Origin of the sequence: Pseudomonas sp. NY15181, from assembly GCF_048068055.1 — a bacterium.
Taxonomy (GTDB): Bacteria; Pseudomonadota; Gammaproteobacteria; order Pseudomonadales; family Pseudomonadaceae; genus Pseudomonas.
Genome location: NZ_JBLUPT010000003.1, coordinates 117,564 through 143,995, shown reverse-complemented (window position 1 = coordinate 143,995; position 26,432 = coordinate 117,564). Strand labels below are relative to the sequence as shown.

Annotated in this window: 29 protein-coding genes; 19 read left to right on the top strand and 10 right to left on the bottom strand. The window is 65.4% G+C overall.

Annotation, left to right across the window (positions count from 1 at the left end; translation table 11 throughout):
* The first annotated feature begins 57 nt into the window (after window positions 1-57).
* The 3 genes from ACNFBT_RS09200 to ACNFBT_RS09190 are packed head-to-tail and all read left to right on the top strand — an operon-like array spanning window position 58 to window position 2,297.
* Window positions 58-771 carry an ABC transporter permease gene (locus tag ACNFBT_RS09200; RefSeq protein WP_416748572.1) on the top strand — a complete coding sequence of 238 codons (714 nt, stop codon included), beginning with the start codon at window positions 58-60 and terminating at the stop codon, window positions 769-771.
* A complete protein-coding gene (locus ACNFBT_RS09195) occupies window positions 768-1,481 on the top strand; it encodes an ABC transporter permease (protein ID WP_275610633.1) in 714 nt (237 codons plus the stop codon). The genes ACNFBT_RS09200 and ACNFBT_RS09195 overlap by 4 nt, the downstream gene beginning before the upstream one ends.
* A gap of 51 nt (window positions 1,482-1,532) precedes the next feature.
* Window positions 1,533-2,297 carry an ABC transporter ATP-binding protein gene (locus ACNFBT_RS09190; protein ID WP_416748569.1) on the top strand — a complete coding sequence of 255 codons (765 nt, stop codon included), beginning with the start codon at window positions 1,533-1,535 and terminating at the stop codon, window positions 2,295-2,297.
* A gap of 316 nt (window positions 2,298-2,613) precedes the next feature.
* On the opposite strand, the gene dcd is transcribed toward ACNFBT_RS09190, so the two are convergent.
* Both dcd and apbC read right to left on the bottom strand, forming a co-directional pair.
* On the bottom strand, window positions 2,614-3,180 hold the full coding sequence (dcd, locus tag ACNFBT_RS09185; protein ID WP_416748567.1) for a dCTP deaminase: 567 nt from the start codon (window positions 3,178-3,180) through the stop codon (window positions 2,614-2,616).
* A gap of 123 nt (window positions 3,181-3,303) precedes the next feature.
* Window positions 3,304-4,398, bottom strand: coding sequence for an iron-sulfur cluster carrier protein ApbC (gene apbC, locus ACNFBT_RS09180; RefSeq protein WP_416748565.1), 1,095 nt, complete (start codon window positions 4,396-4,398; stop codon window positions 3,304-3,306).
* 185 nt (window positions 4,399-4,583) lie between these two features.
* On the opposite strand from apbC, the gene metG reads away from it, so the two are divergent.
* The 4 genes from metG to ACNFBT_RS09160 all read left to right on the top strand — a co-directional run bounded on the left by metG (window position 4,584) and on the right by ACNFBT_RS09160 (window position 8,637).
* Window positions 4,584-6,617 carry a methionine--tRNA ligase gene (metG, locus tag ACNFBT_RS09175; RefSeq protein WP_416748563.1) on the top strand — a complete coding sequence of 678 codons (2,034 nt, stop codon included), beginning with the start codon at window positions 4,584-4,586 and terminating at the stop codon, window positions 6,615-6,617.
* A gap of 167 nt (window positions 6,618-6,784) precedes the next feature.
* Complete coding sequence (locus ACNFBT_RS09170; protein WP_416748561.1) at window positions 6,785-7,114, top strand: hypothetical protein; 330 nt, start codon at window positions 6,785-6,787, stop codon at window positions 7,112-7,114.
* Window positions 7,114-8,229: a glutathionylspermidine synthase family protein gene (locus ACNFBT_RS09165; RefSeq protein WP_416748559.1), complete on the top strand. Its 1,116-nt coding sequence runs from the start codon at window positions 7,114-7,116 to the stop codon at window positions 8,227-8,229. The genes ACNFBT_RS09170 and ACNFBT_RS09165 overlap by 1 nt, the downstream gene beginning before the upstream one ends.
* A gap of 9 nt (window positions 8,230-8,238) precedes the next feature.
* A complete protein-coding gene (locus ACNFBT_RS09160; protein WP_416748557.1) occupies window positions 8,239-8,637 on the top strand; it encodes a DUF350 domain-containing protein in 399 nt (132 codons plus the stop codon).
* Here the strand turns inward: ACNFBT_RS09160 and ACNFBT_RS09155 are convergent.
* Window positions 8,631-9,161 carry a hypothetical protein gene (locus ACNFBT_RS09155; RefSeq protein WP_416748555.1) on the bottom strand — a complete coding sequence of 177 codons (531 nt, stop codon included), beginning with the start codon at window positions 9,159-9,161 and terminating at the stop codon, window positions 8,631-8,633. The two genes, ACNFBT_RS09160 and ACNFBT_RS09155, sit on opposite strands and share 7 nt — an antisense overlap.
* Before the next feature lie 207 nt (window positions 9,162-9,368).
* On the opposite strand from ACNFBT_RS09155, the gene rsxA reads away from it, so the two are divergent.
* The 8 genes from rsxA (at window position 9,369) to ACNFBT_RS09115 (ending at window position 16,160) form a co-directional block, all read left to right on the top strand.
* Window positions 9,369-9,953, top strand: coding sequence for an electron transport complex subunit RsxA (rsxA, locus tag ACNFBT_RS09150; protein WP_416748554.1), 585 nt, complete (start codon window positions 9,369-9,371; stop codon window positions 9,951-9,953).
* Entirely contained in the window at window positions 9,950-10,516 is a 567-nt protein-coding gene (gene rsxB / locus ACNFBT_RS09145; RefSeq protein ID WP_416748552.1) for an electron transport complex subunit RsxB, read from the top strand. The genes rsxA and rsxB overlap by 4 nt, the downstream gene beginning before the upstream one ends.
* Window positions 10,513-12,834 (top strand): electron transport complex subunit RsxC, encoded by a 2,322-nt coding sequence (gene rsxC, locus ACNFBT_RS09140; protein ID WP_416748550.1) that lies wholly within the window; start codon window positions 10,513-10,515, stop codon window positions 12,832-12,834. Before rsxB ends, rsxC begins: the two co-directional genes overlap by 4 nt.
* Window positions 12,834-13,871, top strand: coding sequence for an RnfABCDGE type electron transport complex subunit D (locus ACNFBT_RS09135; RefSeq protein WP_416748548.1), 1,038 nt, complete (start codon window positions 12,834-12,836; stop codon window positions 13,869-13,871). The genes rsxC and ACNFBT_RS09135 overlap by 1 nt, the downstream gene beginning before the upstream one ends.
* 1 nt (window position 13,872) lies before the next feature.
* Window positions 13,873-14,526 carry an electron transport complex subunit RsxG gene (rsxG, locus tag ACNFBT_RS09130; protein ID WP_416748546.1) on the top strand — a complete coding sequence of 218 codons (654 nt, stop codon included), beginning with the start codon at window positions 13,873-13,875 and terminating at the stop codon, window positions 14,524-14,526.
* Window positions 14,519-15,235 (top strand): electron transport complex subunit E, encoded by a 717-nt coding sequence (locus ACNFBT_RS09125; protein ID WP_416748544.1) that lies wholly within the window; start codon window positions 14,519-14,521, stop codon window positions 15,233-15,235. Before rsxG ends, ACNFBT_RS09125 begins: the two co-directional genes overlap by 8 nt.
* On the top strand, window positions 15,232-15,870 hold the full coding sequence (gene nth / locus ACNFBT_RS09120; RefSeq protein ID WP_416748542.1) for an endonuclease III: 639 nt from the start codon (window positions 15,232-15,234) through the stop codon (window positions 15,868-15,870). The genes ACNFBT_RS09125 and nth overlap by 4 nt, the downstream gene beginning before the upstream one ends.
* Window positions 15,871-15,977: 107 nt before the next feature.
* Window positions 15,978-16,160 (top strand): PA3496 family putative envelope integrity protein, encoded by a 183-nt coding sequence (locus ACNFBT_RS09115; RefSeq protein ID WP_416748540.1) that lies wholly within the window; start codon window positions 15,978-15,980, stop codon window positions 16,158-16,160.
* Window positions 16,161-16,317: 157 nt separating this feature from the next.
* On the opposite strand, the gene ppnN is transcribed toward ACNFBT_RS09115, so the two are convergent.
* From ppnN to ACNFBT_RS09095, 4 genes are all read right to left on the bottom strand, one after another.
* A complete protein-coding gene (gene ppnN / locus ACNFBT_RS09110; RefSeq protein ID WP_416748538.1) occupies window positions 16,318-17,712 on the bottom strand; it encodes a nucleotide 5'-monophosphate nucleosidase PpnN in 1,395 nt (464 codons plus the stop codon).
* A 295-nt stretch (window positions 17,713-18,007) separates the two neighbouring features.
* Entirely contained in the window at window positions 18,008-18,400 is a 393-nt protein-coding gene (gene gloA, locus ACNFBT_RS09105; RefSeq protein WP_275610619.1) for a lactoylglutathione lyase, read from the bottom strand.
* Between the two features lie 94 nt (window positions 18,401-18,494).
* Window positions 18,495-19,712, bottom strand: a complete 1,218-nt coding sequence (locus ACNFBT_RS09100) for an argininosuccinate synthase (RefSeq protein WP_243806139.1) — start codon at window positions 19,710-19,712, stop codon at window positions 18,495-18,497.
* Window positions 19,713-19,845: 133 nt separating this feature from the next.
* Window positions 19,846-20,838 carry a flagellar protein MotY gene (locus tag ACNFBT_RS09095; RefSeq protein ID WP_416748536.1) on the bottom strand — a complete coding sequence of 331 codons (993 nt, stop codon included), beginning with the start codon at window positions 20,836-20,838 and terminating at the stop codon, window positions 19,846-19,848.
* Between the two features lie 139 nt (window positions 20,839-20,977).
* Here ACNFBT_RS09095 and pyrC point away from each other — a divergent pair, with 139 nt between their 5' ends.
* A complete protein-coding gene (gene pyrC / locus ACNFBT_RS09090; RefSeq protein ID WP_416748534.1) occupies window positions 20,978-22,024 on the top strand; it encodes a dihydroorotase in 1,047 nt (348 codons plus the stop codon).
* The gene (rnt, locus tag ACNFBT_RS09085; protein ID WP_416748532.1) at window positions 22,021-22,701 is read left to right on the top strand and encodes a ribonuclease T; all 681 of its coding nucleotides are present in this window, start codon (window positions 22,021-22,023) and stop codon (window positions 22,699-22,701) included. The genes pyrC and rnt overlap by 4 nt, the downstream gene beginning before the upstream one ends.
* 247 nt (window positions 22,702-22,948) lie before the next feature.
* Here the strand turns inward: rnt and ACNFBT_RS09080 are convergent, their stop codons facing one another.
* Window positions 22,949-23,551 carry a peroxiredoxin gene (locus ACNFBT_RS09080; protein WP_416748530.1) on the bottom strand — a complete coding sequence of 201 codons (603 nt, stop codon included), beginning with the start codon at window positions 23,549-23,551 and terminating at the stop codon, window positions 22,949-22,951.
* A gap of 279 nt (window positions 23,552-23,830) precedes the next feature.
* Here ACNFBT_RS09080 and ACNFBT_RS09075 point away from each other — a divergent pair, with 279 nt between their 5' ends.
* Window positions 23,831-24,046, top strand: a complete 216-nt coding sequence (locus ACNFBT_RS09075) for a bacterioferritin-associated ferredoxin (protein ID WP_416748528.1) — start codon at window positions 23,831-23,833, stop codon at window positions 24,044-24,046.
* A gap of 220 nt (window positions 24,047-24,266) precedes the next feature.
* A complete protein-coding gene (gene bfrB, locus ACNFBT_RS09070; protein WP_275610613.1) occupies window positions 24,267-24,743 on the top strand; it encodes a bacterioferritin BfrB in 477 nt (158 codons plus the stop codon).
* A 48-nt stretch (window positions 24,744-24,791) separates the two neighbouring features.
* On the opposite strand, the gene ACNFBT_RS09065 is transcribed toward bfrB, so the two are convergent.
* Both ACNFBT_RS09065 and grxD read right to left on the bottom strand, forming a co-directional pair.
* On the bottom strand, window positions 24,792-25,955 hold the full coding sequence (locus ACNFBT_RS09065) for an MFS transporter (RefSeq protein WP_416748525.1): 1,164 nt from the start codon (window positions 25,953-25,955) through the stop codon (window positions 24,792-24,794).
* 61 nt (window positions 25,956-26,016) lie between these two features.
* The gene (gene grxD, locus ACNFBT_RS09060; RefSeq protein ID WP_416748523.1) at window positions 26,017-26,343 is read right to left on the bottom strand and encodes a Grx4 family monothiol glutaredoxin; all 327 of its coding nucleotides are present in this window, start codon (window positions 26,341-26,343) and stop codon (window positions 26,017-26,019) included.
* Between the last annotated feature and the right edge of the window lie 89 nt (window positions 26,344-26,432).

Below are 26,432 nucleotides of genomic sequence, written 5' to 3'. Positions count from 1 at the left end.
CCAGCGGTCGGGGCGGGCCCGCTACGGCAACGGCCGCATCACGGGAGCGCTCAGCGCATGCTCCAGGCATTTCTCGAAAGCATCAGTCTCAAGGGTTACGGGTCGATCCTGCTGGACGGCACCTGGATGACCATCAAGCTGTCGATCTGCTCACTGCTGCTGTCGGTCCTGCTCGGCCTGATCGGCGCCAGCGCCAAGCTCTCCGGTTCGAAACTGCTGCGTTTCCCGGCAACCCTTTACACCACGCTCATCCGCGGCGTCCCGGACCTGGTGCTGATGCTGCTGATCTTCTACAGCCTGCAGACCTGGCTGGCCGATTTCACCGACTACATGGAATGGGAGTACATCGAGATCGATCCCTTCAGCGCCGGCGTGATCACCCTGGGGTTCATCTACGGCGCCTACTTCACCGAAACCTTCCGCGGCGCCATCCTCGCGGTGCCGCGCGGCCAGCTGGAAGCGGCCAGCGCCTACGGCCTGAGCCGTGCGCAGCGCTTCCGCTTCGTGCTCTTCCCGCAACTGATGCGCTTCGCCCTGCCGGGGCTGGGCAACAACTGGATGGTGCTGATCAAGTCCACCGCGCTGGTCTCCATCATCGGCCTGTCCGACGTGGTCCGCGCCGCGCAGGACGCCGGCAAGAGCAGCTACCGACTGTTCTTCTTCCTGATGGTGGCGGCGCTGATCTACCTGGCCTTCACCACCCTGTCCAATTTCGTGCTCAACGCCCTTGAGCGCCGTTATGCCATCGGCGTGCGCGAGGCCCTGCGATGATCGAATTGCTGCAGCAGTACGGCAAAGCCTTCCTGTGGACCGACGGCTACCACATCACCGGCCTGGCCATGACGCTCTGGCTGCTGGTGGTGTCCATCGCCTTTGGCTTCACCTTCGCCATTCCCCTGTCCATCGCCCGCGTCTCGCGCAACCCGCTGGTGCGCTGGCCGGTGCAGTTCTACACCTACGTGTTCCGCGGCACGCCGCTGTATATCCAGCTGCTGGTCTGCTACACCGGCATCTACAGCCTGGCGGCGGTGCGCGAGCAGCCGGTGCTCGACGCCTTCTTCCGCAACGGCCTCAACTGCACCCTGCTGGCCTTCGCCCTGAACACCTGCGCCTACACCACGGAAATCTTCGCTGGCGCCATCCGCAACATCGCCCACGGCGAAGTCGAGGCCGCGCATGCCTATGGCCTGAGCGGCTGGCGGCTGTACCGCTACGTGATCATGCCCTCGGCGCTGCGCCGCGCGCTGCCGTACTACAGCAACGAAGTGATCCTCATGCTGCACTCCACCACCGTGGCCTTCACCGCCACCGTGCCGGACCTGATGAAGATCGCCCGCGACGCCAACGCCGCGACCTTCCTGTCCTTCCAGTCCTTCGGCATCGCCGCGATGCTCTACCTGGTGACCTCCTTCACCCTGGTCGGGCTGTTCCGCCTCGCCGAACGGCGCTGGCTGGCCTTCCTCGGTCCCAGCCATGGCTGACGCCCCACATCAAGCCCAACGCCGCCCCTGTACTGCATTCCCGAGGCCCGCATGACCACACTGAAGATCGACTCGCTGCACAAGCGCTACGGCGACAACGAAGTGCTCAAGGGCGTGTCCCTGGAAACCCAGACCGGCGACGTGGTGAGCATGATCGGCGCCAGCGGCTCGGGCAAAAGCACCTTCCTGCGCTGCATCAACTTCCTCGAACAGCCCGACCAGGGCCGAATGATCCTCGACGGGGAAGAAATACGGATGCTGCCCAGCCCCGGCGGCATGCGCGTCGCGGACCCGGCGCAGTTGCAGCGCATCCGCACGCGCCTGGCGATGGTGTTCCAACACTTCAACCTGTGGAGCCACCTGACCGTTCTGGAGAACGTCACCCTGGCGCCGCGCCGGGTGCTGGGCGTGGAACGCAAGGAAGCCGAGGACCGCGCGCGCAGCTACCTGAGCAAGGTCGGCCTGCCGGCACAGGTGGTCGACAAGTACCCGGCCTTCCTCTCCGGCGGCCAGCAGCAGCGCGTGGCCATCGCCCGCGCGCTGGCGATGGAGCCGGAGATCATGCTGTTCGACGAACCCACCTCGGCGCTCGACCCGGAGCTGGTCGGCGAAGTGCTCAAGGTCATCAAGGCGCTGGCCGAGGAAGGCCGCACCATGATCCTGGTGACCCACGAAATGGCCTTCGCCCGCGAGGTGTCCAGCCAGGTGCTGTTCCTCCACCAGGGCCGCGTCGAGGAACAGGGCCCGCCACAGGAAGTGCTGGGCAAGCCGAAGAGCGAACGGCTGCGGCAGTTCCTCAGCGGCAACCTGAAATAGGCTCCTACGAGATATATCTGCGCTCGGGTTGGCCCTCACCCTAACCCTCTCCCAGAGGGAGAGGGGGCCGTTCGGCGCAGGATGAAACCTTGACGTCAGTCGGCTCGGACTGCTCCCTCTCCCTGAGGGAGAGGGCTGGGGTGAGGGGGATGCATCGGCACGGACTCCCCCAGAAGAAGACAGTTGCCCCTACGGGCATCACCCTATTGGGCCTGGCGCATACGCTTCACAGACGAAGCCATCTGGCTTACGCGGAGCGAATCCCAGGCAACAAAAAACCGGGCCAAGGCCCGGTTCTTCATTCGTAGCGAAAGGATCAGGCCTTCGGCAGGGTCACACCCATCTGGCCCTGGTACTTGCCACCACGATCCTTGTACGAAACCTCGCAGGCTTCGTCCGACTGCAGGAACAGCATCTGCGCCACGCCTTCGTGGGCGTAGATCTTCGCCGGCAGGTTGGTGGTGTTGGAGAACTCCAGGGTCACGTGGCCTTCCCACTCCGGCTCCAGCGGGGTCACGTTGACGATGATGCCGCAGCGCGCGTAGGTGCTCTTGCCCAGGCAGATGGTCAGCACGTCGCGCGGGATGCGGAAGTACTCGACGGTGCGGGCCAGGGCGAAGGAGTTCGGCGGGATGATGCAGACGTCGCTGTTGATGTCCACGAAGCTCTTCTCGTCGAAGTTCTTCGGGTCGACCACGGCCGAGTGGATGTTGGTGAACACCTTGAATTCGGCGGCGCAACGCACGTCGTAGCCGTAGCTGGAGACACCGTAGGAGATCACCCGGCTGTCATCGGCACCACGGATCTGGCGCTCGACGAACGGCTCGATCATGCCGTGCTCCAGAGCCATGCGGCGAATCCACTTGTCCGATTTGATGGTCATGGCGAGCGTCCTGTAAGGCGGATGGAAAAAGAAGCGCGAATCTTACCGACAGGCGCGCCGCCCGGCAAAGGGGCGCGCCGGGCGGTGGGTTGTCGCTCCCGGCAAGGCGGGAGCCTAGAACCGTCAGTCGTCGCTGATGGAAATGTTCGGCATCGCCGGGGCTGCCTTCTCGCTCAGGGCGATGCGGGCGCCAACGCAGCGGGCCATCTCCTGGTAGATCATCGCCAGCTGGCTTTCCGGATCGGCGACCACCGTGGGCTTGCCACCGTCGGCCTGCATGCGGATGGCCATGGACAGCGGCAGCGAGGCCAGCAGCTCCACGCCGTACTGCGCCGCCAGCTTCTCGCCGCCGCCTTCGCCGAACAGGTGCTCAGCATGGCCGCAGTTGGAGCAGATGTGCACCGCCATGTTCTCCACCACGCCCAGCACCGGGATGTTGACCTTGCGGAACATCTCCACGCCCTTTTTGGCGTCGAGCAGGGCCAGGTCCTGCGGGGTGGTGACGATCACCGAGCCGGCCACCGGCACTTTCTGCGCCAGGGTCAGCTGGATGTCGCCGGTACCCGGCGGCATGTCGATGACCAGGTAATCCAGGTCGTTCCAGGCGGTCTGGGTGATCAGCTGGATCAGCGCGCCGGAAACCATCGGGCCGCGCCAGACCACCGGGGTGTTGTCGTCGGTGAGGAAGGCCATGGACATGACCTCCACGCCGTGGGCTTCCAGCGGGATGAACCACTTCTGGTCGCGGATCTTCGGCCGGGTGCCTTCGGCGATACCGAACATGATGCCCTGGCTGGGGCCGTAGATGTCGGCGTCGAGAATGCCGACCTTGGCGCCTTCGCGGGCCAGCGCCAGCGCGAGGTTCGCGGCGGTGGTGGACTTGCCCACGCCGCCCTTGCCAGAGGCCACGGCGATGATGTTCTTCACGTTGCTCATGCCCGGCACCTGGGCCTGGGCCTTGTGCGCGGCGATGTGGATTTCCACCTTCACCTGGGCCGAGTCGACGCCGTCCAGCGCTTCCAGGGCCATCTGCACGGTCTGCGCCAGGCCATTCTTGAACAGGCCCGCCGCGTAACCCAGCTCAAGGGTCAGCGAGATGCGCCCGCCCTGGATATCCAGCTCGCGCAGGTAGCCGGCGTCCATCAGGTTCTGGCCGGTGTGAGGGTCGTTGATCTGGCGGAGAAGGTTTTCCACCGTGGCTCGGTTGGCGGCGCCCATGGGTACTCCCGATGAAAGACTGAGCAGAATAGGCGGGCATATTACGCCTCTCGTGGCGCCCGTGCTCGTGATCATCGGTCGCAGGAGCGGCCAAGGCTTACTCCCAGGCGGCGCACGGGTGAAAAATTAATCAGGCCCCTATATAGTTGCCGACTTCCCTCGTTTTTCCGTCACGGCCGATCATCATGTCCGAAGCCCGCAAGATCCTCGTCACCAGCGCCCTGCCCTACGCCAACGGTTCGATCCACCTGGGTCACATGCTGGAGTACATCCAGACCGACATCTGGGTGCGTTTCCAGAAGATGCGTGGCAACCAGGCGGTGTACGTGTGCGCGGACGACGCCCACGGTTCGGCCATCATGCTGCGCGCCGAGCGCGAAGGCATTACCTCCGAACAGTTGATCGACGGCGTGCGCGCCGAGCACATGGCCGACTTCGCCGACTTCCAGGTGAACTTCGACAACTACCACTCGACCCACTCGGAAGAGAACCGCGAGCTGTCCTCGGCCATCTACGTCAAGCTGCGCGAAGCCGGCCACATCGCCACCCGCCCGGTGACCCAGTACTTCGACCCGGAAAAGCAGATGTTCCTGGCCGACCGCTTCATCAAGGGTACCTGCCCCAAGTGCGGCACCGCCGACCAGTACGGTGACAACTGCGAAGCCTGCGGCGCGACCTATTCGCCCACCGAGCTGAAGGACCCGAAGTCCGCGATCTCCGGCGCTACCCCGGTGCTCAAGGAATCGCTGCACTACTTCTTCAAGCTGCCTGACTTCCAGGCCATGCTGCAGCAGTGGACCCGCAGCGGCACCCTGCAGGAGTCGGTAGCCAACAAGATCGCCGAATGGCTGGACGCCGGTCTGCAGGAATGGGACATCAGCCGTGACGCACCCTACTTCGGCTTCGAGATCCCCGATGCGCCGGGCAAGTACTTCTACGTCTGGCTGGACGCGCCGATCGGCTACATGGCCAGCTTCAAGAACCTCTGCGCACGCCGTCCGGAGCTGGACTTCGACGCCTACTGGCAGCAGGGCTCCGACGCCGAGCTGTACCACTTCATCGGCAAGGACATCGTCAACTTCCACGCACTGTTCTGGCCGGCCATGCTCGAAGGCGCCGGCTACCGCAAGCCGACCGCGGTGAACGTGCACGGCTACCTGACCGTCAACGGCCAGAAGATGTCCAAGTCGCGCGGTACCTTCGTCAAGGCCCGTACCTACCTGGACCACCTGGACCCGGAATACCTGCGCTACTACTACGCGTCCAAGCTGGGCCGTGGCGTGGACGACCTCGACCTGAACCTCGAGGACTTCGTGCAGAAGGTCAACTCCGACCTGGTCGGCAAGGTCGTGAACATCGCCAGCCGTTGCGCCGGCTTCATCCACAAGGGCAACAACGGCCTGCTGGTGGACGCAAGCCCTGCGCCGGAACTGGTCGAGTCCTTCCGCAGCGCCGCGCCGAGCATCGCCGCCGCTTATGAAGCCCGTGACTTCGGCCGTGCCATGCGCGAAATCATGGCTCTGGCCGACCAGGCCAACGCCTGGATCGCCGACAAGGCGCCCTGGTCGCTGAACAAGCAGGAAGGCAAGCAGGATGAAGTCCAGGCCATCTGCGCCCTGGGCGTGAACCTGTTCCGCCAGCTGGTGATCTTCCTCAAGCCCGTACTGCCGAAGCTGGCAGAAGCCGCCGAAGCCTTCCTCAACGTCGCCCCGCTCAAGTGGGCCGACCACGAGCAGCTGCTGGCCAACCACCAACTGAATCCGTTCAACCCGCTGATGACCCGTATCGAACCCGCGAAAATCGAAGCCATGATCGAAGCATCCAAGGAAGACCTCGCCGCCGCCAACCAGCCCAAGGGCAATGGCGAACTGACCAAGGACCCGCTGGCCGCGGAGATCAACTTCGACGCCTTCGCCGCCGTCGACCTGCGCATCGCGCTGATCGAGAAGTGCGAGTTCGTCGAGGGCGCCGACAAGCTGCTGCGCCTGTCCCTGGACATCGGCGACGAGAAGCGCAACGTGTTCTCCGGCATCAAGAGCGCCTACCCGGACCCGAGCCAGCTCGAAGGCCGCCTGACCCTGTACGTGGCCAACCTGGCCCCGCGCAAGATGAAGTTCGGCGTCTCCGAAGGCATGGTCCTGGCCGCCGGCCCCGGCGGTGAAGAGATCTACCTGCTGAGCCCGGACAGCGGCGCCAAGCCCGGCCAGCGCGTCAAGTAACTCCGCGACCCGCCCCGAGAACGCCGGCCATTCGCCGGCGTTTTCGTGTGCGACAGGCATCACACTGGCCTGCGCTGGATAATCGCTAGACTCGCCCCCTCAAGGACTCAACGCACGCGCAAGGAACTGCCGACGCTGCTTCCCCGCAGCGCCCTGGGCGCCCGACCATGAAGAAATCCAATCTCGTCTTCACCACCCTGCTCACCGGCGGGGTGCTGTACAGCGTGCTGCACCACAACCCGGTGTACCGCGACCTCTACGCCAACCGCGAGGACTGCCTGAAGGACTGGGGCGCCACGCCCAACGCCTGCGAGCCCGAGTCCAGCAGCAGCGGCGGCTCCGGTGGCTCCAGCTTCAGCTCTGGCCACTACCGGGGGCCGAGCTACGAGGAAGGCTCGCGGCCGAAAACCGCCCAGTCCTACCAGGTACAATCACGCCAACTGGTCACCCGCGGCGGCTTCGGCCATTCCGGCGCCCGCTTCTCCGGAGGCGGCTGATGCGCCGTCTGCGAGTCGAACCCCGCGCCAACTGGCGCGAGCGCTGCGAAGCGGTGGGTTTCACCTTCCACAGCATCGACGGGCTGTATTGGGACGAGTCGGTGGCCTACGAATTCAGCCTCGAACAGATCGAGACGCTGGAGGCCGCCAGCGAAGACCTGCACCAGCGCTACCTGGAATGCGTCGAATGGGTGATCCGCACCGGCCATTTCGAGCCCTTCCACCTGCCACCGGGCGCCCGCGAGGAAATCATCCGCTCCTGGCAGCGCCAGGACCCGAGCCTGTACGGGCGCTTCGACTTTGCCTGGAACGGCCAGGGCCAGCCAAAGATGCTGGAATACAACGCCGACACCCCCACCGGCCTGCTGGAAGCCAGCGTGGTGCAGTGGCAGTGGCTGCACGACGTGAACCCGGCCGCCGACCAGTTCAACTCGCTGCACGAGAAGCTGATCGAGCGCTGGAAGGCCATCGCCCCCGGCGACACGCTGCACTTCACCGCCATCGACGGCCACGAGGAAGACACCGGTAACGTCCTCTACCTGCTCGACACCGCGCACCAGGCCGGGTTGGCGACACGCTACCTGCCGGTGGATTTCATCGGCCACCACGCGGCGCGCGGCACCTTCATTGACCAGTACGAGCAGGACATCCGCCACTGCTTCAAGCTCTACCCCTGGGAATGGCTGCTGCAGGACAGCTTCGCCGAGCATCTGGAGCGCAGCGGCATCCGCTTCCTGGAACCGGCCTGGAAGCTGCTGATGTCGAGCAAGGCCATGCTGCCAATCCTCTGGAAGCTCAACCCCAAGCACCCCAACCTGCTGCCGGCCAGCTATCGCCAGGACATCCCCGGCGCCTACGTGCGCAAGCCGCTGTATTCCCGCGAGGGCGAGAACATCCGCATCGTCGCCGGCGACCTGCAACTGGAAAGCGACGGCCCCCACGCCGACGCGCCCTGCATCTACCAGGGCTACGCGCCGCTGGCCGAATACGACGGCAACCATGCCGTGCTCGGCTGCTGGGTAATCGACGGCCAGGCCGCAGGCCTGGGCATCCGCGAGGACTCCAGCCCCATCACCCGCGACAGCAGCCGCTTCGTTCCCCACTATTTCGTCTAAGGATCCGCCATGAACCTGCTGCAGACCCTGCCCAATTTCCTCGCCTACTTCGCCTCGGCCGTCGGACTGTTCGGCCTGTTCACCAGCCTCTACCTGCGCCTGACGCCCTACGCGGAAATCCAGCTGATCCGCCAGGGCAACATCAGCGCCGCCGTGGCCCTGGTCGGCACCCTGCTCGGCTTCGCCCTGCCGCTGTCCAGCACCATCGCCCACAGCGTCAGCCTGATCGACATGCTGGTCTGGGGCGTGATTGCCATGCTGGTGCAGGTGCTGGTGTTCCTCGGCCTGTCGCGCCTGGTGCCGGAACTCAAAGGCGGTATCGCTGACAACACCCTCGCCCACGGCGTGCTGCTCGGCGGCGCGTCGCTCTGCGTGGGGCTGCTCAACGCGGCCTGCATGACTTACTGAGCGACTTCGCAGTCCACGTCGCCGCCGCCCATGTGCTCGAAGCCTTCCAGGTAGAGGCACGAGCTGTCCGCGGCACAGTCCTGCAGCGAGGCATTGGTCAGGTTCGGCAGCGAGGTGGCGTCGTCCAGGTTCACCTCCGGGAAGATGTCCGCCACCTCCTCCGCTGTCATGAGCTTGTCGAAGGTGACGGTCACCGATTGCAGGCGGCCGTATTCCCAGTCCAGCTGCACTTCAGAAATTCGCGGATTCAGTTGGCTAACCACCGCAGCCGGCAACTGCGGGCCGGCATAGCTGAGGTCCGTGCCGTGGCAGGCATCGCCCCAGTTGCTCATCTGCTTGCTGGCGGCACAGCTGAACTGCGGATCGGCCTGTCCGGTGCGCTGTTCCAGCAGGCAGGCGAAATCGGCCACGCCCATGCGTGGCCAGGTGACCAGGTCGGAGGTGGTGAAGGGCGTAGCGGCGGCCAGATCGCTGACGAGCAGCAGACCGAGGACGATGAAACTCCTGGGCAGGCTTCTAGGCATGGCAACTTCCGTGAAGGGAACTGATTGATTCCAAGGGCAAAGATACTCCTCCGGCCGGCCTCGGCCCCGCAACCGTTTTCCGGGAGTTACAATTGTCCACCTCGCTTCTTGTACATAACCTATGCGCCCTCGCTGCCATAAACCTGCTTACCGCCGGTATCCGAGCATGAATCGCCTCCCTTCGCGCCCAGCCACGAGGGCCCGACAATGACCGAACTCGCCCTGATCCTGGTCAGCGCCATCCTGGTCAATAACTTCGTGCTGGTGCAGTTCCTCGGCCTGTGCCCATTCATGGGCGTGTCGCGCAAGATCGAGACCGCCATCGGCCTGTCCCTGGCCACCACCTTCGTCCTCACCCTCGCCTCGGTGTGCAGCTACATCCTGCAGCGCTACGTGCTGCAGCCGCTGGACCTGGAGTTCCTGCGCACCATCGGCTTCATCCTGGTGATCGCCGTAGTGGTGCAGTTCACCGAGCTGCTGGTGAAGAAGAGCAGCCCGCTGCTGTACCGCGTGCTGGGCATCTTCCTGCCGCTGATCACCACCAACTGCATCGTCCTCGGCGTGGCGCTGCTCAATGCCAACAAGCCCGAATACGGTTTCCTGCAGTCCACTTTCCAGGGCTTCGGCGCGGGGCTGGGCTTCTCCCTGGTGCTGGTGCTGTTCGCCGCCATGCGTGAGCGCATCGCCATCGCCGACGTGCCCAAGCCGTTCCAGGGCGCCGCCATCGGCATGATCACCGCCGGCCTGATGTCCCTGGCCTTCATGGGCTTCACCGGGTTGCTCAAGCCATGAGCGCGGTGCTGCTCGCCGTCGCCATCGTCGCCCTGCTCTGCCTCGCCAGCGGTGCGCTGCTGGGTTATGCGGCGGTGCGCCTGAAGGTAGAAGGCGACCCGGTGGCCGAACAGATCAACGCCCTGCTGCCGCAGACCCAGTGCGGCCAGTGCGGCTACGCCGGGTGCAAGCCCTACGCCCAGGCCATCGCCGCGGGCGACGCGATCAACAAGTGCCCGCCCGGCGGCGCCGCCACCATCGCCGCCCTCGCCGACCTGCTGGACGTCGAGCCGCAACCGCTGGACGCTGCCGCGGAAACCCCGCCGCGCGTGGCCTACATCCGCGAAGCCGAGTGCATCGGCTGTACCAAGTGCATCCGCGCCTGCCCGGTGGACGCCATCGTCGGCGCGGCCAAGCTGATGCACACGGTGATCATCGACGAATGCACCGGCTGCGACCTGTGCCTGGAGCCCTGCCCGGTGGACTGCATCGAGATGCGCGAGCTGCCGGTGCGCGTCGCCGACTGGAAATGGCCGCTGCCGGATACCCAGCTGATCGCCAGCGATCGGGAGCAGGCAGCATGAATGCGCAGGTGTGGAGCTTCCCCGGCGGCATCCATCCGCCGGAAAACAAGCAGCAGTCCACGGCCACGCCAATCCAACGGCCGCCGCTGCCGCGCCGCCTGGTGCTGCCGTTGCAGCAGCACATCGGCGAACCAGCGCAGCCCTGCGTGGAGATCGGCCAGCGCGTGCTCAAGGGGCAGGTGATTGCCAGGCCGGGCAGCGCCATCAGCGCCGCGCTGCATGCGCCGACATCCGGCACCGTGGTCGCGCTGGGCGAACAGCCTTACCCGCACGCCTCCGGGCTGACGGCGCCAGCCATCGTCATCGACAGCGACGGCCAGGATGAATGGACGGCGCTCGAACCCTGTTCCGAGTACGCGTCTCTCTCGGCCATCGAGCTGCTGGAGCGCATCCGCTACGCCGGCATCGCCGGGCTGGGTGGCGCCGGCTTCCCCACCGCCGCCAAGCTGGCCACGCGCCCTCAGGACGACCTGCACACCCTGGTCATCAACGGCGCCGAGTGCGAGCCCTACATCAGCGCCGACGACCTGCTGATGCGCGAGCGCGCGGTGGAGCTGGTGCAAGGCATCGACATCCTCGTTCACATCCTGCAGCCGGAACAGGTGCTGATCGGCATCGAGGACAACAAGCCCGAGGCGCTGGCCGCCGTGCAGGCCGCCATCGGCGAGCGGAACATCGCGCTGCGGGCGATCCCGACCAAGTATCCCTCGGGTGGCGAACGCCAGCTGATCCAGATTCTCACCGGCCGCGAAGTTCCCGCAGGCGGGCTGCCGGCGGACATCGGCATGCTCTGCGTGAACGTCGGCACCGCCGTGGCCGTGGCCGACGCCGTGCTGCACGGACGGCCGCTGTTCTCGCGCATCACCACCCTGACCGGCGCGGCGCTGGAGCGCCCCTGCAACGTCGAGGCGCTGCTCGGCACGCCAGTGGGCGAGCTGCTGGACTTCGCCGGCCTCGACCGCTCGAAGCTGGACCGCCTGATCCTCGGCGGCCCGCTGATGGGCGTCAGCCTGCCCTCGCTGGACGTGCCACTGATCAAGACCAGCAACTGCCTGCTGGCCGCCAGCCGCGCGGAACTGCCGCCAGCGCCGCCGGCCATGCCCTGCATCCGTTGCGGCGACTGCGCCCAGGTCTGCCCCGCCAGCCTGTTGCCGCAGCAGTTGCACTACTTCGCCCTCGGCGCGGAACACGAGCAATTGCAGGCGCACAACCTGTTCGACTGCATCGAGTGCGGCGCCTGCGCCTACGTCTGCCCGTCGAGCATTCCGCTGGTGCAGTACTACCGCGTGGCCAAGGCCGATATCCGCGAGCTGCAGCAGCGCCAACTGAAGGCCGAACAGTCGCGCCTGCGCTTCGAACAGCGCCAGGAGCGCCTGCGCCGCGAGGAAGAACAGCGCGCCGCCGAGCGCCTGGCCCGCCAGGAACGTGCCGCGCAGGTACAGGTAAATGAGGCCGAAGTGGAACCGACCGCTCCGGCGGCCCAATCGGTGATCGAGCGGGTGAAGGCCGAGAAGGCCGTGGGCAATGCGCCGGACCAGCTCAAGCGACTGAAGATCGAGGCGAGCATGGCCCAGGTCGCGCTGAAGAAAGCCGAGAAACAGCTCGCCACCCACGACACCGAACAACTGCGCGCCCAGGTCGCCGAACTGCGCAGCGCTGCCGAGCAGTCCAAGGCCGCGCTGGCCGCCGCCGAAGCGTCGGAGGCAAACACCGCACCAGCTCCCGCGGCGCCTCTGGCCGACAACGACGCCGCACTGAAAAAAGCCAAGATCGATGCCGCCATGGCCCGCGCCCAGCTGAAGAAATCCGAGAAGGCCTTCGGCGAGACGCCCACGGACGAACAGCGCACCACCCTCGCCGCCCTGCGTGAGGATGTGGCACGCATCGAGCAGCGCCTGAACGAGCTGCAATCCGCCGCCACACCGGCCCCGCAAGCCAGCGAACCCACTGAGGGCGTACTCGCCCTGCGCCAGGCCAAGCAACACTACGTGACCCAGCGCGACGCCCTGCGCCAGGCCGAGCGCGACGGCGCCTCCGACGAGGAGCTGACCTCGGTGCGCCAGACGCTGGCCGATGCCGAACAGGCCCTGCACGCCGCCGAAGACGCCAGCGGCAAGCCGCCTCCGGAGCTGGTGCGTACCGACAAACGCCCGGTCAGCCCTGCCCTGCGCGCCGCCAAGACAGAACTGGCCTACGCCCGCGCCGACCTGAAGAAACTCGAACGCGAAGACGCCGGCGACGACGCCCGGGCCAGCGCCCGCGCCCGCCTGCAAGCCGCCGAACGCGCCGTGGCCGATGCCAGCGGTGAGGACTCCTGATGAAGCTGCCCCGAATAACCTCGCCCCACACCACCGGCAGCAACCGCTCGCAGAAGGTCATGCTGACCCTGCTGGCCGCCTGTGCGCCGGGCGCCCTGGTGCTGCTCGGCCTGTACGGCGTCGGAACCCTGTTCAACCTGCTCTGGTGCAGCCTGATTGCGCTGGCCACCGAGGCGGCGATGCTCAGGCTGCGCAACCGCCCACTGGCCTTCTTCCTCAGCGACGGCAGCGCGCTGGTCACTGCCGTGCTGCTCGCCCTCGCCCTGCCGCCCTATGCGCCCTGGTGGCTGAGCCTGATCGCCACGGCATTTGCCCTGGTGTTCGGCAAGCACCTGTATGGCGGCCTGGGGCAGAACCCGTTCAACCCGGCCATGGTCGGCTACGTGGTGGTGCTGGTGTCCTTCCCGCTGCAGATGAGCCAATGGCCGTCGCCGGACAGCGCGCTGGGCTTCGGCGACGGGCTGCGGCAGATCTTCGGCTTCGCTGGCCAGGCGCCGGACGCCTGGGTCGGCGCCACCGTGCTGGATGTGCTGCGCAACAACCACAGCCTGACCATGGACGAAATGGCGACCCAGTCCAGCGCCTTCGGCCACTTCGGCGGGCGCGGCGTGGAGCTGGTCAACCTGGCCTTCCTCGCCGGTGGGCTGTTCCTGCTCTGGCGCAAGCTGTTCACCTGGCACGCGCCGGTGGGCATGCTCGGCGCGCTGTTCGTCATGAGCCTGCTGTTCTGGAACGGCTCCGGCTCGGATTCCCACGGCTCGCCGCTGCTGCATCTGTTCAGCGGGGCAACCATGCTCGGCGCCTTCTTCATCGTCACCGACCCGGTTTCCGGCGCCACCAGCAACCGTGGGCGCCTGGTGTTCGGCATCGGTGTCGGCGTGCTCACCTACGTGATCCGCGCCTGGGGCGGCTACCCGGACGGCGTGGCCTTCGCCGTGCTGCTGATGAACCTCGCCGCGCCGACCATCGACTACTACACGCGCCCGCGCACCTACGGGCACAAGAAGCCGGAGCGCGGCTTCAAGGTGGGGGACTGACATGTCCGACGCCAACCGCTCGATGCTCAAGAACGCCCTGGTGCTCGGCCTGTTCGCCGTGGTCACGGTGGGCGTGGTGGCGCTGGTCCACCAGTTCACCGCGCAGCGCATCGACAACGCCCAGCGCGAGGCGCGCGGCCGCGCCCTGCTGGAGCTGCTGCCAGCGGGCAGCTATGACAACCATCCGCTGGACAGCCAGGTGGAAGCCTTCGATCCGAAGCTGCTCGGCCGCAACGAGCCGGTGCCGGCTTTCGTCGCCCGTCGCCAGGGCCAGGCCACCGCGGTGATCCTCCAGCCCATTGCGCCGGACGGCTACAGCGGCTCCATCCAGCTGCTGGTGGGTGTCACCGCCGAAGGCCGGCTGCTCGGCGTGCGGGTGGTGGCGCACAAGGAAACCCCGGGGCTGGGCGACAAGATCGAGCTGGGCAAGAGCAACTGGCTGCACGGCTTCGACGGCCGCTCCCTGACCGATCCGGGCGATGCCGGCTGGCGGGTGAAGAAGGACGGCGGCCAGTTCGACCAGTTCGCCGGCGCCACCGTCACCCCGCGCGCGGTGGTGAAGGCCACGCACAAGGCGCTGCAGTACTTCGACGCGCACAAGACCGAGCTGCTCGCGCCCGACGCGCAACCGGCCGCAGGAGACCGCCATGAGTGATCCCGGCTACCGCGAACTGGCCCTGCAGGGGCTGTGGAAGAACAATCCAGGGCTGGTGCAGTTGCTCGGCCTGTGCCCGCTGCTGGGCACCAGCAACTCCATGGTCAACGCCCTCGGCCTGGGCCTGGCGACCATCTTCGTGCTGGCGTGCTCCAACGCGGCGGTGGCACTGATCCGTGGGTCGGTGACCGAAGCCGTGCGCCTGCCCGCCTTCGTCCTGATCATCGCCGCGCTGACCACCTGCATCGAACTGCTGATGCAGGCCTGGACCTATGAGCTGTACCAGATCCTCGGCATCTTCATCCCGCTGATCACCACCAACTGCGTGATCCTCGGTCGCGCCGAAGCCTTCGCCTCGCGCCACAGCGTGGCCCGCTCGGCCTTCGACGGCCTGATGATGGGCAGCGGTTTCGCCCTGGTGCTGCTGGTGGTCGGCACGGTGCGTGAACTGCTCGGCCACGGCACACTGCTGGCCGGCATGAACCTGCTGTTCGGCCCGGCGGCGGCCGCCTGGAAAGTCCAACTGTTCACGAACTACCAGGGCTTCCTGCTGGCCATCCTGCCGCCCGGCGCCTTCCTGGTGCTGGGCCTGCTGATCGCACTGAAGAACCGAATCGATGAAAGCCTGGCGGAACGCGCCAGGGCGCAGGCGGGCGACGTACCCGCGACCGAGCGCCAGCGCGTCCGCGTGACCGGAGTGATTGAATGAACGCCGCCAAGCGTGCGGAGATTTTCCGCCGACTGCGAGAAGACAACCCCAACCCCGAGACCGAACTGGCCTACAGCACGCCCTTCGAGCTGCTGATCGCGGTGGTGCTCTCCGCCCAGGCCACCGACGTCGGGGTGAACAAGGCCACGGCCAGGCTGTACCCGGTGGCCAATACCCCCGAAGCCATCTACGCCCTGGGCGTGGAGGGACTGTCGGAGTACATCAAGACCATCGGCCTGTACAACAGCAAGGCGAAGAACGTCATCGAGGCCTGCCGCATCCTCATCGAGAAGCACGGCAGCCAGGTGCCGGACAACCGCGAAGACCTCGAAGCCCTGCCCGGCGTCGGCCGCAAGACCGCCAACGTGGTGCTCAACACCGCCTTCCGACAGCCGGCGATGGCCGTGGACACCCACATCTTCCGCGTCGCCAACCGCACGGGGATAGCCCCGGGCAAGAACGTGCTGGAAGTCGAGAAGAAGCTGCTGAAGTTCGTGCCCAAGGAATACCTGCTGGACGCGCACCACTGGCTGATCCTGCACGGTCGCTACGTTTGCAAGGCACGCAAGCCGCAGTGCGGTAGTTGCCGGATCGAGGACCTGTGCGAGTACAAGCACAAGACCTCGGACGATTGAGCGTTATCGGAAAAATCCGTCGGACCCATTGAAAAAATCTTTTTTACCACCCGGTCCTTTGTCGATATAAGGGGCGCCAACACACCCCGTGTTGTGGAGTGCACCGAATGGCTAACGACAAAGAAGACCTCGAACTCGAGGACGATGTCAGCACAGAAGACAGCGACGACGGCGCCGAGGCCTCGGCAGAGGTCGCCAAGACCAACCTGACCAAGCGCCGCATCATCGACAACTATCTGGAAGAGCGTCGCCTGCAGCGCCAACTGTCCGACTACGATTTCGATCTGTAAGCCCTCTCCCTGAACGTAAAGCCTGTATGAAAAAGCCCCGCATCGTCGCGGGGCTTTTTGTTTGTGCTGCCAGGTTGAATCGCGGCCTCAGTTCGCTCGAACTGCTCCCTCTCCCAGAGGGAGAGGGGACTGTCCTCTGCCAAGCGTCCGCTTTCAGTCAGCCGGCCATGGCCGGACTGCGCTGCACCACCCGATAGCACGGCTCATACGCCGCGCCACCCGGCAGCTTCATCCGATGCTGCTCGACGAAGGCCTGCAGCAGCGCATCCAGCGGTTCCATGATGGCCGCATCGCCGTTGATCTCGTACGGGCCGAACTCCTCGATCATGCGGATGCCACGGTCCTTCACGTTGCCGGCGACTATGCCGGAGAACGCCCGGCGCAGGTTCGCCGCCAGCTCATGGGCCGGCACGTCGCAACCCAGATCCAGGCCCGCCATGTTCTCGTGGGTCGGTTCGAACGGGCGCTGGAAACCCTCGTCGATCTTCAGCAGCCAGTTGAAGTGGTAGGCGTCGTTGCGCTCGCGGCGGAATTTCTTGACCCGCTTCAGGCCGTCGCTCATCTCCCGCGCCACTTCCGCCGGGTCGTCGATGATGATGCGGTAGCGCTTCTGCGCCGCCTCGCCCAGGGTCGCGCCGACGAAGGCATGCAACTGCTCGATGTAGGCCGACGCGCTGCGCGGCCCGGTGAGCACCAGGGGGAACGGCATGTCCTGGTTGTCCGGGTGCATGAGGATCCCCAGCAGGTAGAGGAACTCCTCCGCCGTGCCGACGCCGCCGGGGAACACGATGATGCCGTGGCCGACGCGGACGAAGGCCTCCAGGCGCTTCTCGATGTCCGGCAGGATCACCAGTTCGTTGACGATGGGGTTCGGCGCCTCGGCGGCGATGATCCCCGGCTCGGTCAGGCCCAGGTAGCGGCCTTCGATATTGCGCTGCTTGGCATGGCCGATGGTGGCGCCCTTCATCGGCCCCTTCATCACGCCCGGGCCGCAGCCGGTGCAGACATCGAGGCTGCGCAGGCCCAGCTCGTGGCCGACCTTCTTGGTGTACTTGTACTCGTTGGTGCTGATGGAGTGGCCGCCCCAGCACACGACGATCTTCGGCTCCACCCCGGGGCGCAGCGCGCGGGCGTTGCGCAGCAGGTGGAAGACGTAGTCGGTGATGCCGGCCGAGCTCTCCAGGTCGAAGCGCCGGCTGTTGAGTTCGTTCTGGGTGTAGACGATGTCGCGCAGGGCGCTGAACAGCATCTCGCGGGTACTGGCGATCATCTCGCCATCGACGAAGGCGTCGGCGGGGGCGTTGAACAGCTCCAGGCGCACGCCACGGTCCTGCTGGTGGATTTCCAGTTCGAAGTCGCGGTAGGCGTCGAGGATGTGCTTGGCGTTGTCGATCTGCGTGCCGGTATTGAGGATGGCCAGGGCACACTGGCGGAAGAGTTTGTAGCTACTGCCCGAGCCCGCTTCGCTGAGCTGGTGCACTTCACGTTGGGAGAGGGTTTCGAGGCTGCCCTTGGGGCTGACCGAGGCGTTGTTTACCGGTCTTGGGGACATGCTGTATTCCTTGACTTAGGCTGCCGGGCGCAGAGCGCCGGGCACCCGGAAAAATCGGTGCGGCCGTCCATCGGTCGTCATTATCGAAAGCGGCGCGACGGGGATTGTCCGGCCCGCGCGATGCTCCTCTGTCTCTGACAAGCAAATGGCGAAAACTGCTTCCGCAATCGACGCATCCGACGTCGATGCAGGATTGAGTATGACCGCTCCGGTGTCGTTCTGATGACAGCTTCAAAAGAAAAACCCCGCCTAGGTGGCGGGGTTTCTCCAGAGACGCGTGGCAAGGAGCGAGCGATCAGTCCTTGCGCTGCGGCGAGAGCAGCTCGATCTTGTAGCCGTCCGGGTCCTCGACGAAGGCCAGGATGCTGGTGCCGTGCTTCATCGGCCCCGGCTCGCGGGTGATCTTGCCGCCACGGGAGCGGATGTCCTCGCAGGCCTTGTAGACGTCCGCCACTTCCAGGGCGATGTGGCCGTAGCCGGTGCCCAGCTCGTACTGGTCCACGCCCCAGTTGTAGGTCAGCTCGATCACGCTGTTCTCGTCTTCGCTGCCGTAGCCGACGAAGGCCAGGGTGAACTGGCCGTCCGGATAATCCTTGCGGCGCAGCAGGGTCATGCCCAGGACTTCGGTATAGAAGGCGATGGATTTGTCCAGGTCGCCGACGCGCAGCATGGTATGCAGCAGTCTCATCGATTCTTCCTCATCAGGCGCCCCGGATGCGGGGCCTATAAACGCAAACCCCGGCTCGTGGCCGGGGTTCGCTTGTCACGGGATCACAAGCTTATCAGAACAGCTTGCGGCCCTTGTTCGCAGCGATGCGCATGCGCAGCGCGTTGAGCTTGATGAAGCCTGCAGCATCGGCCTGGTTGTAGGCGCCGCCGTCTTCCTCGAAGGTCGCGATGTTGGCATCGAACAGCGAGTCGTCGGACTTGCGGCCGACCACGATGACGTTGCCCTTGTACAGCTTCAGGCGCACGACGCCGTTCACGTACTCCTGGGAGGCGTCGATCATCTGCTGCAGCATCTCGCGCTCCGGGCTCCACCAGTAGCCGGTGTAGATCAGCTTGGCGTAGCGCGGCATCAGCTCATCCTTCAGGTGAGCGACTTCGCGGTCCAGGGTGATCGACTCGATGGCGCGGTGTGCCTTGAGCATGATGGTGCCGCCGGGGGTCTCGTAGCAGCCGCGGGACTTCATGCCGACGTAGCGGTTCTCGACGATGTCGAGACGGCCGATACCGTTGGCACCGCCGATGCGGTTCAGCTCGGTCAGCACCTGGGCCGGAGTCATGTCCTTGCCGTCGATGGCGACGATGTCGCCCTTGCGGTAGGTCAGCTCGATGTAGGTCGGGGCGTCCGGGGCCTTCTCCGGGGAGACGGTCCACTTCCACATGTCTTCTTCGTGCTCGGTCCAGGTGTCTTCCAGCACGCCGCCTTCATAGGAGATGTGCAGCAGGTTGGCATCCATGGAGTACGGCGATTTTTTCTTGCCGTGGCGCTCGATCGGGATGTTGTGGGCTTCGGCGTAGTCCATCAGCTTCTCGCGGGACAGCAGGTCCCACTCGCGCCAGGGAGCGATCACCTTCACGCCCGGCTTCAGCGCGTAGGCGCCCAGCTCGAAGCGAACCTGGTCGTTGCCCTTGCCGGTGGCGCCGTGGGAGATGGCGTCGGCGCCGGTGGCGTTGGCGATCTCGATCAGGCGCTTGGCGATCAGCGGACGGGCGATGGAAGTACCCAGCAGGTACTCGCCTTCATAGATGGTGTTGGCACGGAACATCGGGTAGACGAAGTCGCGGACGAACTCTTCGCGCAGGTCCTCGATGAAGACCTCTTTCACGCCCAGCTGCTTGGCCTTGGCGCGGGCCGGCTCGACCTCCTCGCCCTGCCCCAGGTCGGCGGTGAAGGTCACCACTTCACAGTTATAGGTATCCTGCAGCCACTTCAGAATTACGGAGGTATCCAGGCCACCGGAATACGCCAGGACTACCTTCTTCACGTCCGCCATGCCACTCAACTCCACGGGGGTTGTCACGAAAGGGATCGATTCTACTGCCCGCCCAGCATAATTTACAGAGGCGCGACAGCTTTAGATGACAAAGCGACAAATTCTATCGTCGGTGCGACTCGCTGCCGCAGGCTCAGCCCTTGGGCGCCGCCGGGGTTGCCGCAGGCGGTGTGGCAGCGTTGGCGGCGGGAGCCACGGGAGCTGCGTGGGCCGGTGCACTGGCGCTGGGCGCTGGCTCGGCAGGCGCCGCCGGAGCTTCGGCCGGGGCTTCGTCGAGGGCCGGCCCGCGAGACAGGTTCACCGTTACCCGGCGATTGCGTGCCCGGTTGGCTTCGGAGCTGTTCTTCACCAACGGATAACGCTCGCCATAGAAGCGCACGATGATCTGCGATTCCGGCACACCATTGGCCTTGAGGTATTCCATCACCGCGACGGCGCGACGACGCGACGTATCGCGATTGACCAGGCGATTCCCGCTGTTGTCCGAATGACCATCGATCTCGATGCGGTTCACGCTCGGGTCGGCCTTCAGGTATTGCAGGATGATGTCCAGCTTGGCTCGGCCCAGCGCATCGAGTTCGGTGCCGCCGGGGAAGCCGATCTGGCTCTGCCGCACCTGGTCGAAATTGACCGGCAGCATCTTCGCCGAACAATCCTGGAACTGCGCGTAGCCGGCGGCAAAATGCGTCGGCAGCAGACGCACCAGCAAACGATCGCCGTCCCGGGTGCGGTGCCGCACTTCCGGCGTGCGCCCCTCCAGCAGACCACTGAGCAAGCGCCCGGCCTGCTGCTGGCTGCTGTTGAACGGTACCTCGCCGCCACCGACCTGCACCGCCCCCAGGTTCACGTCGCCCTGCCCCGGCCGCCACGGTGGAGCCGCTGCAAGGAGCGTCGCCGAACCGCGACCGAACCAGTCCTGCTGCGACTTGAGACGGAAAGTCGGCTGCTCGCCGGCGCGCCAGACGAACTCGCCCAGGCCGAAGCCCGCCACGTTCTGCGACAGCCGGCACTCGAACTGATCGCCCGCCACCGTCCATTCGGCGCTTTCCAGGCGCGGCTGGAAAGTCAGCCCCCAGGCCGGAAGGCTCGCGCAAAGAGTGAGCAGGAGAAGATAGGGCTGGCGCACGGCGGCATCCACACAGATAAAAAGGCGTCCCAGAATCTATCGGTAGACTGCGGCGAAACTTGATAGCGAGTGCCGGCGGCGGCCTTTTCCGGTAGCATTTCCCTACTCTTTCCGCTGCAACCGCCTTCCTGGAATCCGCATGTCCGACCGCCTGACACTCCTGCGCCCCGACGACTGGCACATCCACCTGCGCGACGGCGCCGCACTCGCGCAAACCGTCGGCGACGCCGCCCGTACCTTCGGCCGCGCCATCATCATGCCGAACCTGGTTCCGCCGGTGCGCAACGCCGTCGAAGCCGACGCCTACCGCCAGCGCATCCTGGCCGCCCGCCCGGCCGGCAGCCGTTTCGAGCCGCTGATGGTGCTCTACCTCACCGACCGCACCAGCGCCGAAGACGTGCGTGCCGCCAAGGCCTCGGGCTTTGTGCATGCCGCCAAGCTGTACCCGGCCGGCGCCACCACCAACTCCGACTCCGGCGTGACCAGCATCGACAACATCTTCCACGTACTGGAAGCCATGGCCGAAGTCGGCCTGCCGCTGCTGGTGCATGGCGAGGTGACCCGCGCCGAGGTCGACGTGTTCGACCGTGAGAAGCGCTTCATCGACGAACACCTGACCCGCGTGGTCGAGCGCTTCCCGACCCTGAAGGTGGTCATGGAGCACATCACCACCGGCGATGCCGTGCAGTTCGTCAGCGCCGCCCCGGCCAACGTCGGCGCCACCATCACCGCGCATCACCTGCTGTACAACCGCAACCACATGCTGGTCGGCGGTATCCGCCCGCACTTCTATTGCCTGCCGATCCTCAAGCGCAACACCCACCAGGAAGCCCTGCTGGATGCGGCGACCAGCGGCAGCCCGAAGTTCTTCCTCGGCACCGATTCCGCGCCCCACGCTCGCCACGCCAAGGAAGCCGCCTGCGGTTGCGCCGGCTGCTACACCGCCTATGCCGCCATCGAGATGTATGCCGAAGCCTTCGAGCAACGCAACGCGCTGGACAAGCTGGAAGCCTTCGCCAGCTTCCATGGCCCGGACTTCTACGGCCTGCCGCGCAACAGCGACCGCATCACCCTGGTGCGTGAAGACTGGAATGCCCCGGCAACGCTGCCGTTCGGCGATTACGAAGTGGTCCCGCTGCGTGCCGGCGAGAAACTGCGCTGGCGCCTGCTGGAGACCGAGGCATGAGTGACGAGAACGAAGTCTTCGAAGAAGAACTCGACGGTTCCTTCCCGCCCGGCCCGCGCCACCCGATGGCGCGCCGCTTCCGCGGCTACCTGCCGGTGGTCGTGGACGTGGAGACCGGCGGCTTCAACGCCGGTACCGACGCACTGCTGGAAATCGCCGCCGTCACCATCGGCATGGACGAGAGCGGCTACCTGTTCCCGGAGCACACCTACTTCTTCCGTGTGGAGCCCTTCGAAGGCGCCAACATCGAGCAGGCCGCGCTGGAGTTCACCGGCATCAAGCTGGACCACCCGCTGCGCATGGCCGTGCCGGAAGAGCAGGCGCTGACCGATATCTTCCGTGGCGTGCGCAAGTCGCTGAAGTCCAATGGCTGCAAGCGGGCGATCCTGGTCGGCCACAACAGCAGCTTCGACCTCGGCTTCCTCAATGCCGCGGTGAACCGCAGCGGCGTGAAGCGCAACCCGTTCCACCCCTTCTCCAGCTTCGACACCGCCACCCTCGCCGGCCTCGCCTACGGTCAGACCGTACTGGCCAAGGCCTGCCAGACCGCGGGCATCGAGTTCGACAACCGCGAGGCGCACTCGGCGCGCTATGACACCGAGAAGACTGCCGAGCTGTTCTGCGGCATCGTCAACCGCTGGAAGGAGTTCGGCGGCTGGATGGAAGACGAGGACTGATACTCTTCCGCTCCCTATGAAAAAGCCCTGCACCTGCGGGGCTTTTTCTTTTCCCCTCCCACAGCGCTTGCGAGCTTTCTGTAGGAGCGAGCTTGCTCGCGAACCACCGTCCTCGCGGAGGTTGATCCTGGCGGCTATGCCCACCTGCTCCGTTATTCACGAGGAAGCTCGCTCCTACGAAAAGCAGGCCCTCGCGCGCCCATAAAAAAGCCCCGCCGAAGCGGGGCTCTTTCATGACCAGGCAGCCTTACAGATTGCCGGCATGCTGGGCCAAGTAGGCGGCAACGCCTTCCGGCGATGCGGTCATGCCGCTGTCGCCTTTCTTCCAGTTGGCCGGGCAGACTTCGCCGTGCTCTTCGGTGAATTGCAGGGCGTCGACCAGACGCAGCAGCTCGTCCATGTTACGGCCCAGCGGCAGGTCGTTGACGATCTGCGAACGCACCACGCCGTTCTGGTCGATCAGGAAGGCGCCACGGAACGCGACACCGTCGGCGGACTCGACGTCATAGGCCTTGGCGATCTCGTGGGTGATGTCGGCGGCCAGGGTGTACTTGACCGGGCCGATGCCGCCCTTGTCCACCGGGGTGTTACGCCAGGCGTTGTGGGTGAAGTGGGAGTCGATGGACACGCCGATCACTTCGACGTTGCGCGCCTGGAACTCGGGGATGCGGCGGTCCAGGGCGATCAGCTCGGACGGGCAGACGAAGGTGAAGTCCAGCGGGTAGAAGAACACCAGGCCGTACTTGCCCTTGATGGCTTCGGACAGCACGAAGCTGTCGACGATCTCGCCGCTGCCGAGGACGGCGGCTACGTTGAAGTCGGGAGCTTTCTTACCTACGAGTACGCCCATTCCATATCTCCTTCGGGGGTGAGGACGTGAGGGAGTGCACGATGCCCTGCTCGGCTCGAAAAGCCGGATCGGCGGGTCATCCACTCCAGTGGGGCGGCCATGATACACCGCCGATTTCCGACGCGCCCAGCGCTTTCCCCGGTCGCCCGACAGGCTAAGCCATTGACTGAAATGACCATTTATCTGGTCACGGAAAAGCCCGTCCAGCAAACTTTGACAATCATTCTCATTAAGATTAGTATCGCCTCCAACAACCCCACAGCGATGCGTAGTGCAACCATGTACGTCTGCCTCTGCCAAGGTGTCACCGATACCCACATCCGCGAAGCGATCTACGAAGGCTGCTGCAATTACCGCGAAGTGCGTGAAAGCACCGGTGTCGGCACCCAGTGCGGCAAGTGCGCCTGCCTCGCCAAGCAGGTCGTCCGCGAGACCCTGAGCGAACTGCAGAGCGCCCAGTCGATGAACTACTCCCTCGCCTATGCGGCCAACTGATCGACGCGACTGACGGTCAACTCAGCAGAGATTCCGAAGAAAACCGGGCCTTGCCCGGTTTTTTTATGCCTGAAATTCAGCGTTTTAACGCCGAATTGCGGAATGAAAACATTCGCATTCATATTCCTTTTTATAGCAAATTCAAGCACTTATGTTTGACACTCAGTTATAAGAGGACCACACTTTCAGACTCTCCCACTCCACACGGCAGGACACCGGCATGAAAGGCGACAAGAAAGTCATCCAGCACTTGAACAAGGTCCTCGGTAACGAGCTGATCGCCATCAACCAGTATTTCCTGCACTCGCGCATGTGGAACGACTGGGGCCTGAAGCGCCTCGGCGCGCACGAGTACCACGAGTCCATCGATGAGATGAAGCACGCTGACAAGCTCATCGAACGCATCCTGTTCCTCGAAGGCCTGCCCAACCTGCAGGACCTGGGCAAGCTGCTGATCGGCGAGAACACCCAGGAAATGCTGCAATGCGACCTGAACCTGGAACTCAAGGCCTGCAAGGACCTGCGCGACGCCATCGTGCATTGCGAAAGCGTGCATGACTACGTGAGCCGCGACCTGCTCAAGAACATCCTCGAGTCCGAGGAAGAGCACATCGACTACCTGGAAACCCAGCTGGGCCTGATCCAGAAGGTCGGCCTGGAGAACTACCTGCAGTCGCACATGCACGAAGACGACTGATCAGGCAAAAGGCACCGGCGCGGTTGTGGACGCCGGTGCCCTTCCCTTCTAAGCGCTCGCCTTCGGCGGACGGCGCACCAGTGAGGCCTTGAGCACCAGCCCGGCGCAGAGCCCCACCACCACCAGCAACGCCAGACGCAGCCCCACGTGCTCGGCGAGGAAGCCGATCAGCGGCGGCCCCAGCAGCAAGCCCCCATAGCCGAACGATGCCACTGCCGCCACACCTCTGGACGGCTCGACGCCCGGCCGATTGCCCGCCGCACCGATCAGGATCGGTACCACCACCGACAGCCCCACGCCCACCAGGGCGAAACCGGCGATGGCACCCGCCACCCAGGGGGTGAACAGCGCCAGCAGCATCCCCGCGATGGCCAGCAGCGCCAGATTGCGCACCAGCGCCTCGTCGGCGAAACGCACGCGCAGGCGGTCGCCGAACAGCCGTCCCAGCACCATGGTCGCGGAGAACGCCGCGAATCCCAGGGCAGCCAGACGCTCGGACGCACCCATCACCTGATGCAGCAGCAAGGCGCCCCAGTCCGCGACCGCCCCTTCGGAAACGAACGCGCACACCGTCAGCAATCCAAGACCGATCAAGGCCGGTGGCGGCAGGCGCCAGCCACGTTGGGCCGGCGCCTCCTCCTCCGTGGGCTGCGGGCGCCCCTCGAACAGGTTGCGGGCGAAGAACGGCAGGATTGCCAGCGCAATCCCCGCCAGCAGGGTGAAGTGCCAGATCGGCGCAAGATCAGCGAAGGCCGCCGCACCCACTGCGCCGACCAGCCCGCCCAGGCTGTACATGCCATGCAGGCCGGCGATGCACGGCCGACCGAGGCGCCGCTCCACCTCCACCGCCTGGGTGTTCATCGCCACATCCATGGTGGCGAAGGTCAGGCCGACAATCAGGAAGCCCGCCGCCAGCTCCCAGACATTCTGCGCAAGCCCCAGCAGCGGGAACGTCGCCATCAGCGCCAGGCCGGAGACAACAGTGATCGCCCGGCTGCCGTAGCGGCGCACCAGGGCGCCGGCGAAGACGAACGCCAGCAGCGCGCCGAAGCCCGCGCCCAGCAGCGCCTGGCCGAGCTCCTGCTCGTCCACCCCGGTCATGCTCTTGAGCGCCGGCACGCGTCCCATCACGCTGCCGTGCACCATCCCGCCCATGGCGAAACAGTAGCCGCAGGCCCAGCGTGCGGCGTTCGTCCTTGCTTGTTCGGTCATTTATTCCTTCCCAAAAACAAAGCCCCGCCGAGGCGGGGCTTTGTGCAACAGCGCGAAAGACTCAGGCGTTGGCCTTGTCTACAGCGTCCTTGATCAGCGGTTGCAGCTCGCCCTTCTCGAACATCTCGGCCAGGATGTCGCTGCCGCCGACCAGCTCACCGCCGACCCACAGCTGCGGGAAGGTCGGCCAGTTGGCGTACTTGGGCAGGTTGGCGCGGATTTCCGGGTTCTGCAGGATGTCGACGTAGGCAAACTTCTCACCACACGCCATCAGCACCTGCGCGGCGCGGGCCGAGAAACCGCACTGCGGAGCGTTCGGCGAGCCCTTCATGTACAGCAGGACGGGGTTGTTGGCGATCTGTTCTTTGATGGTATCGATGATATCCATGAACTTCCTCGGCTGAACTATCTGATACTGACCCGGCAGCGCCACAGGCGGCGTTTGGCCGGCACGGTTGGGCGCATTGTACTGCAAAG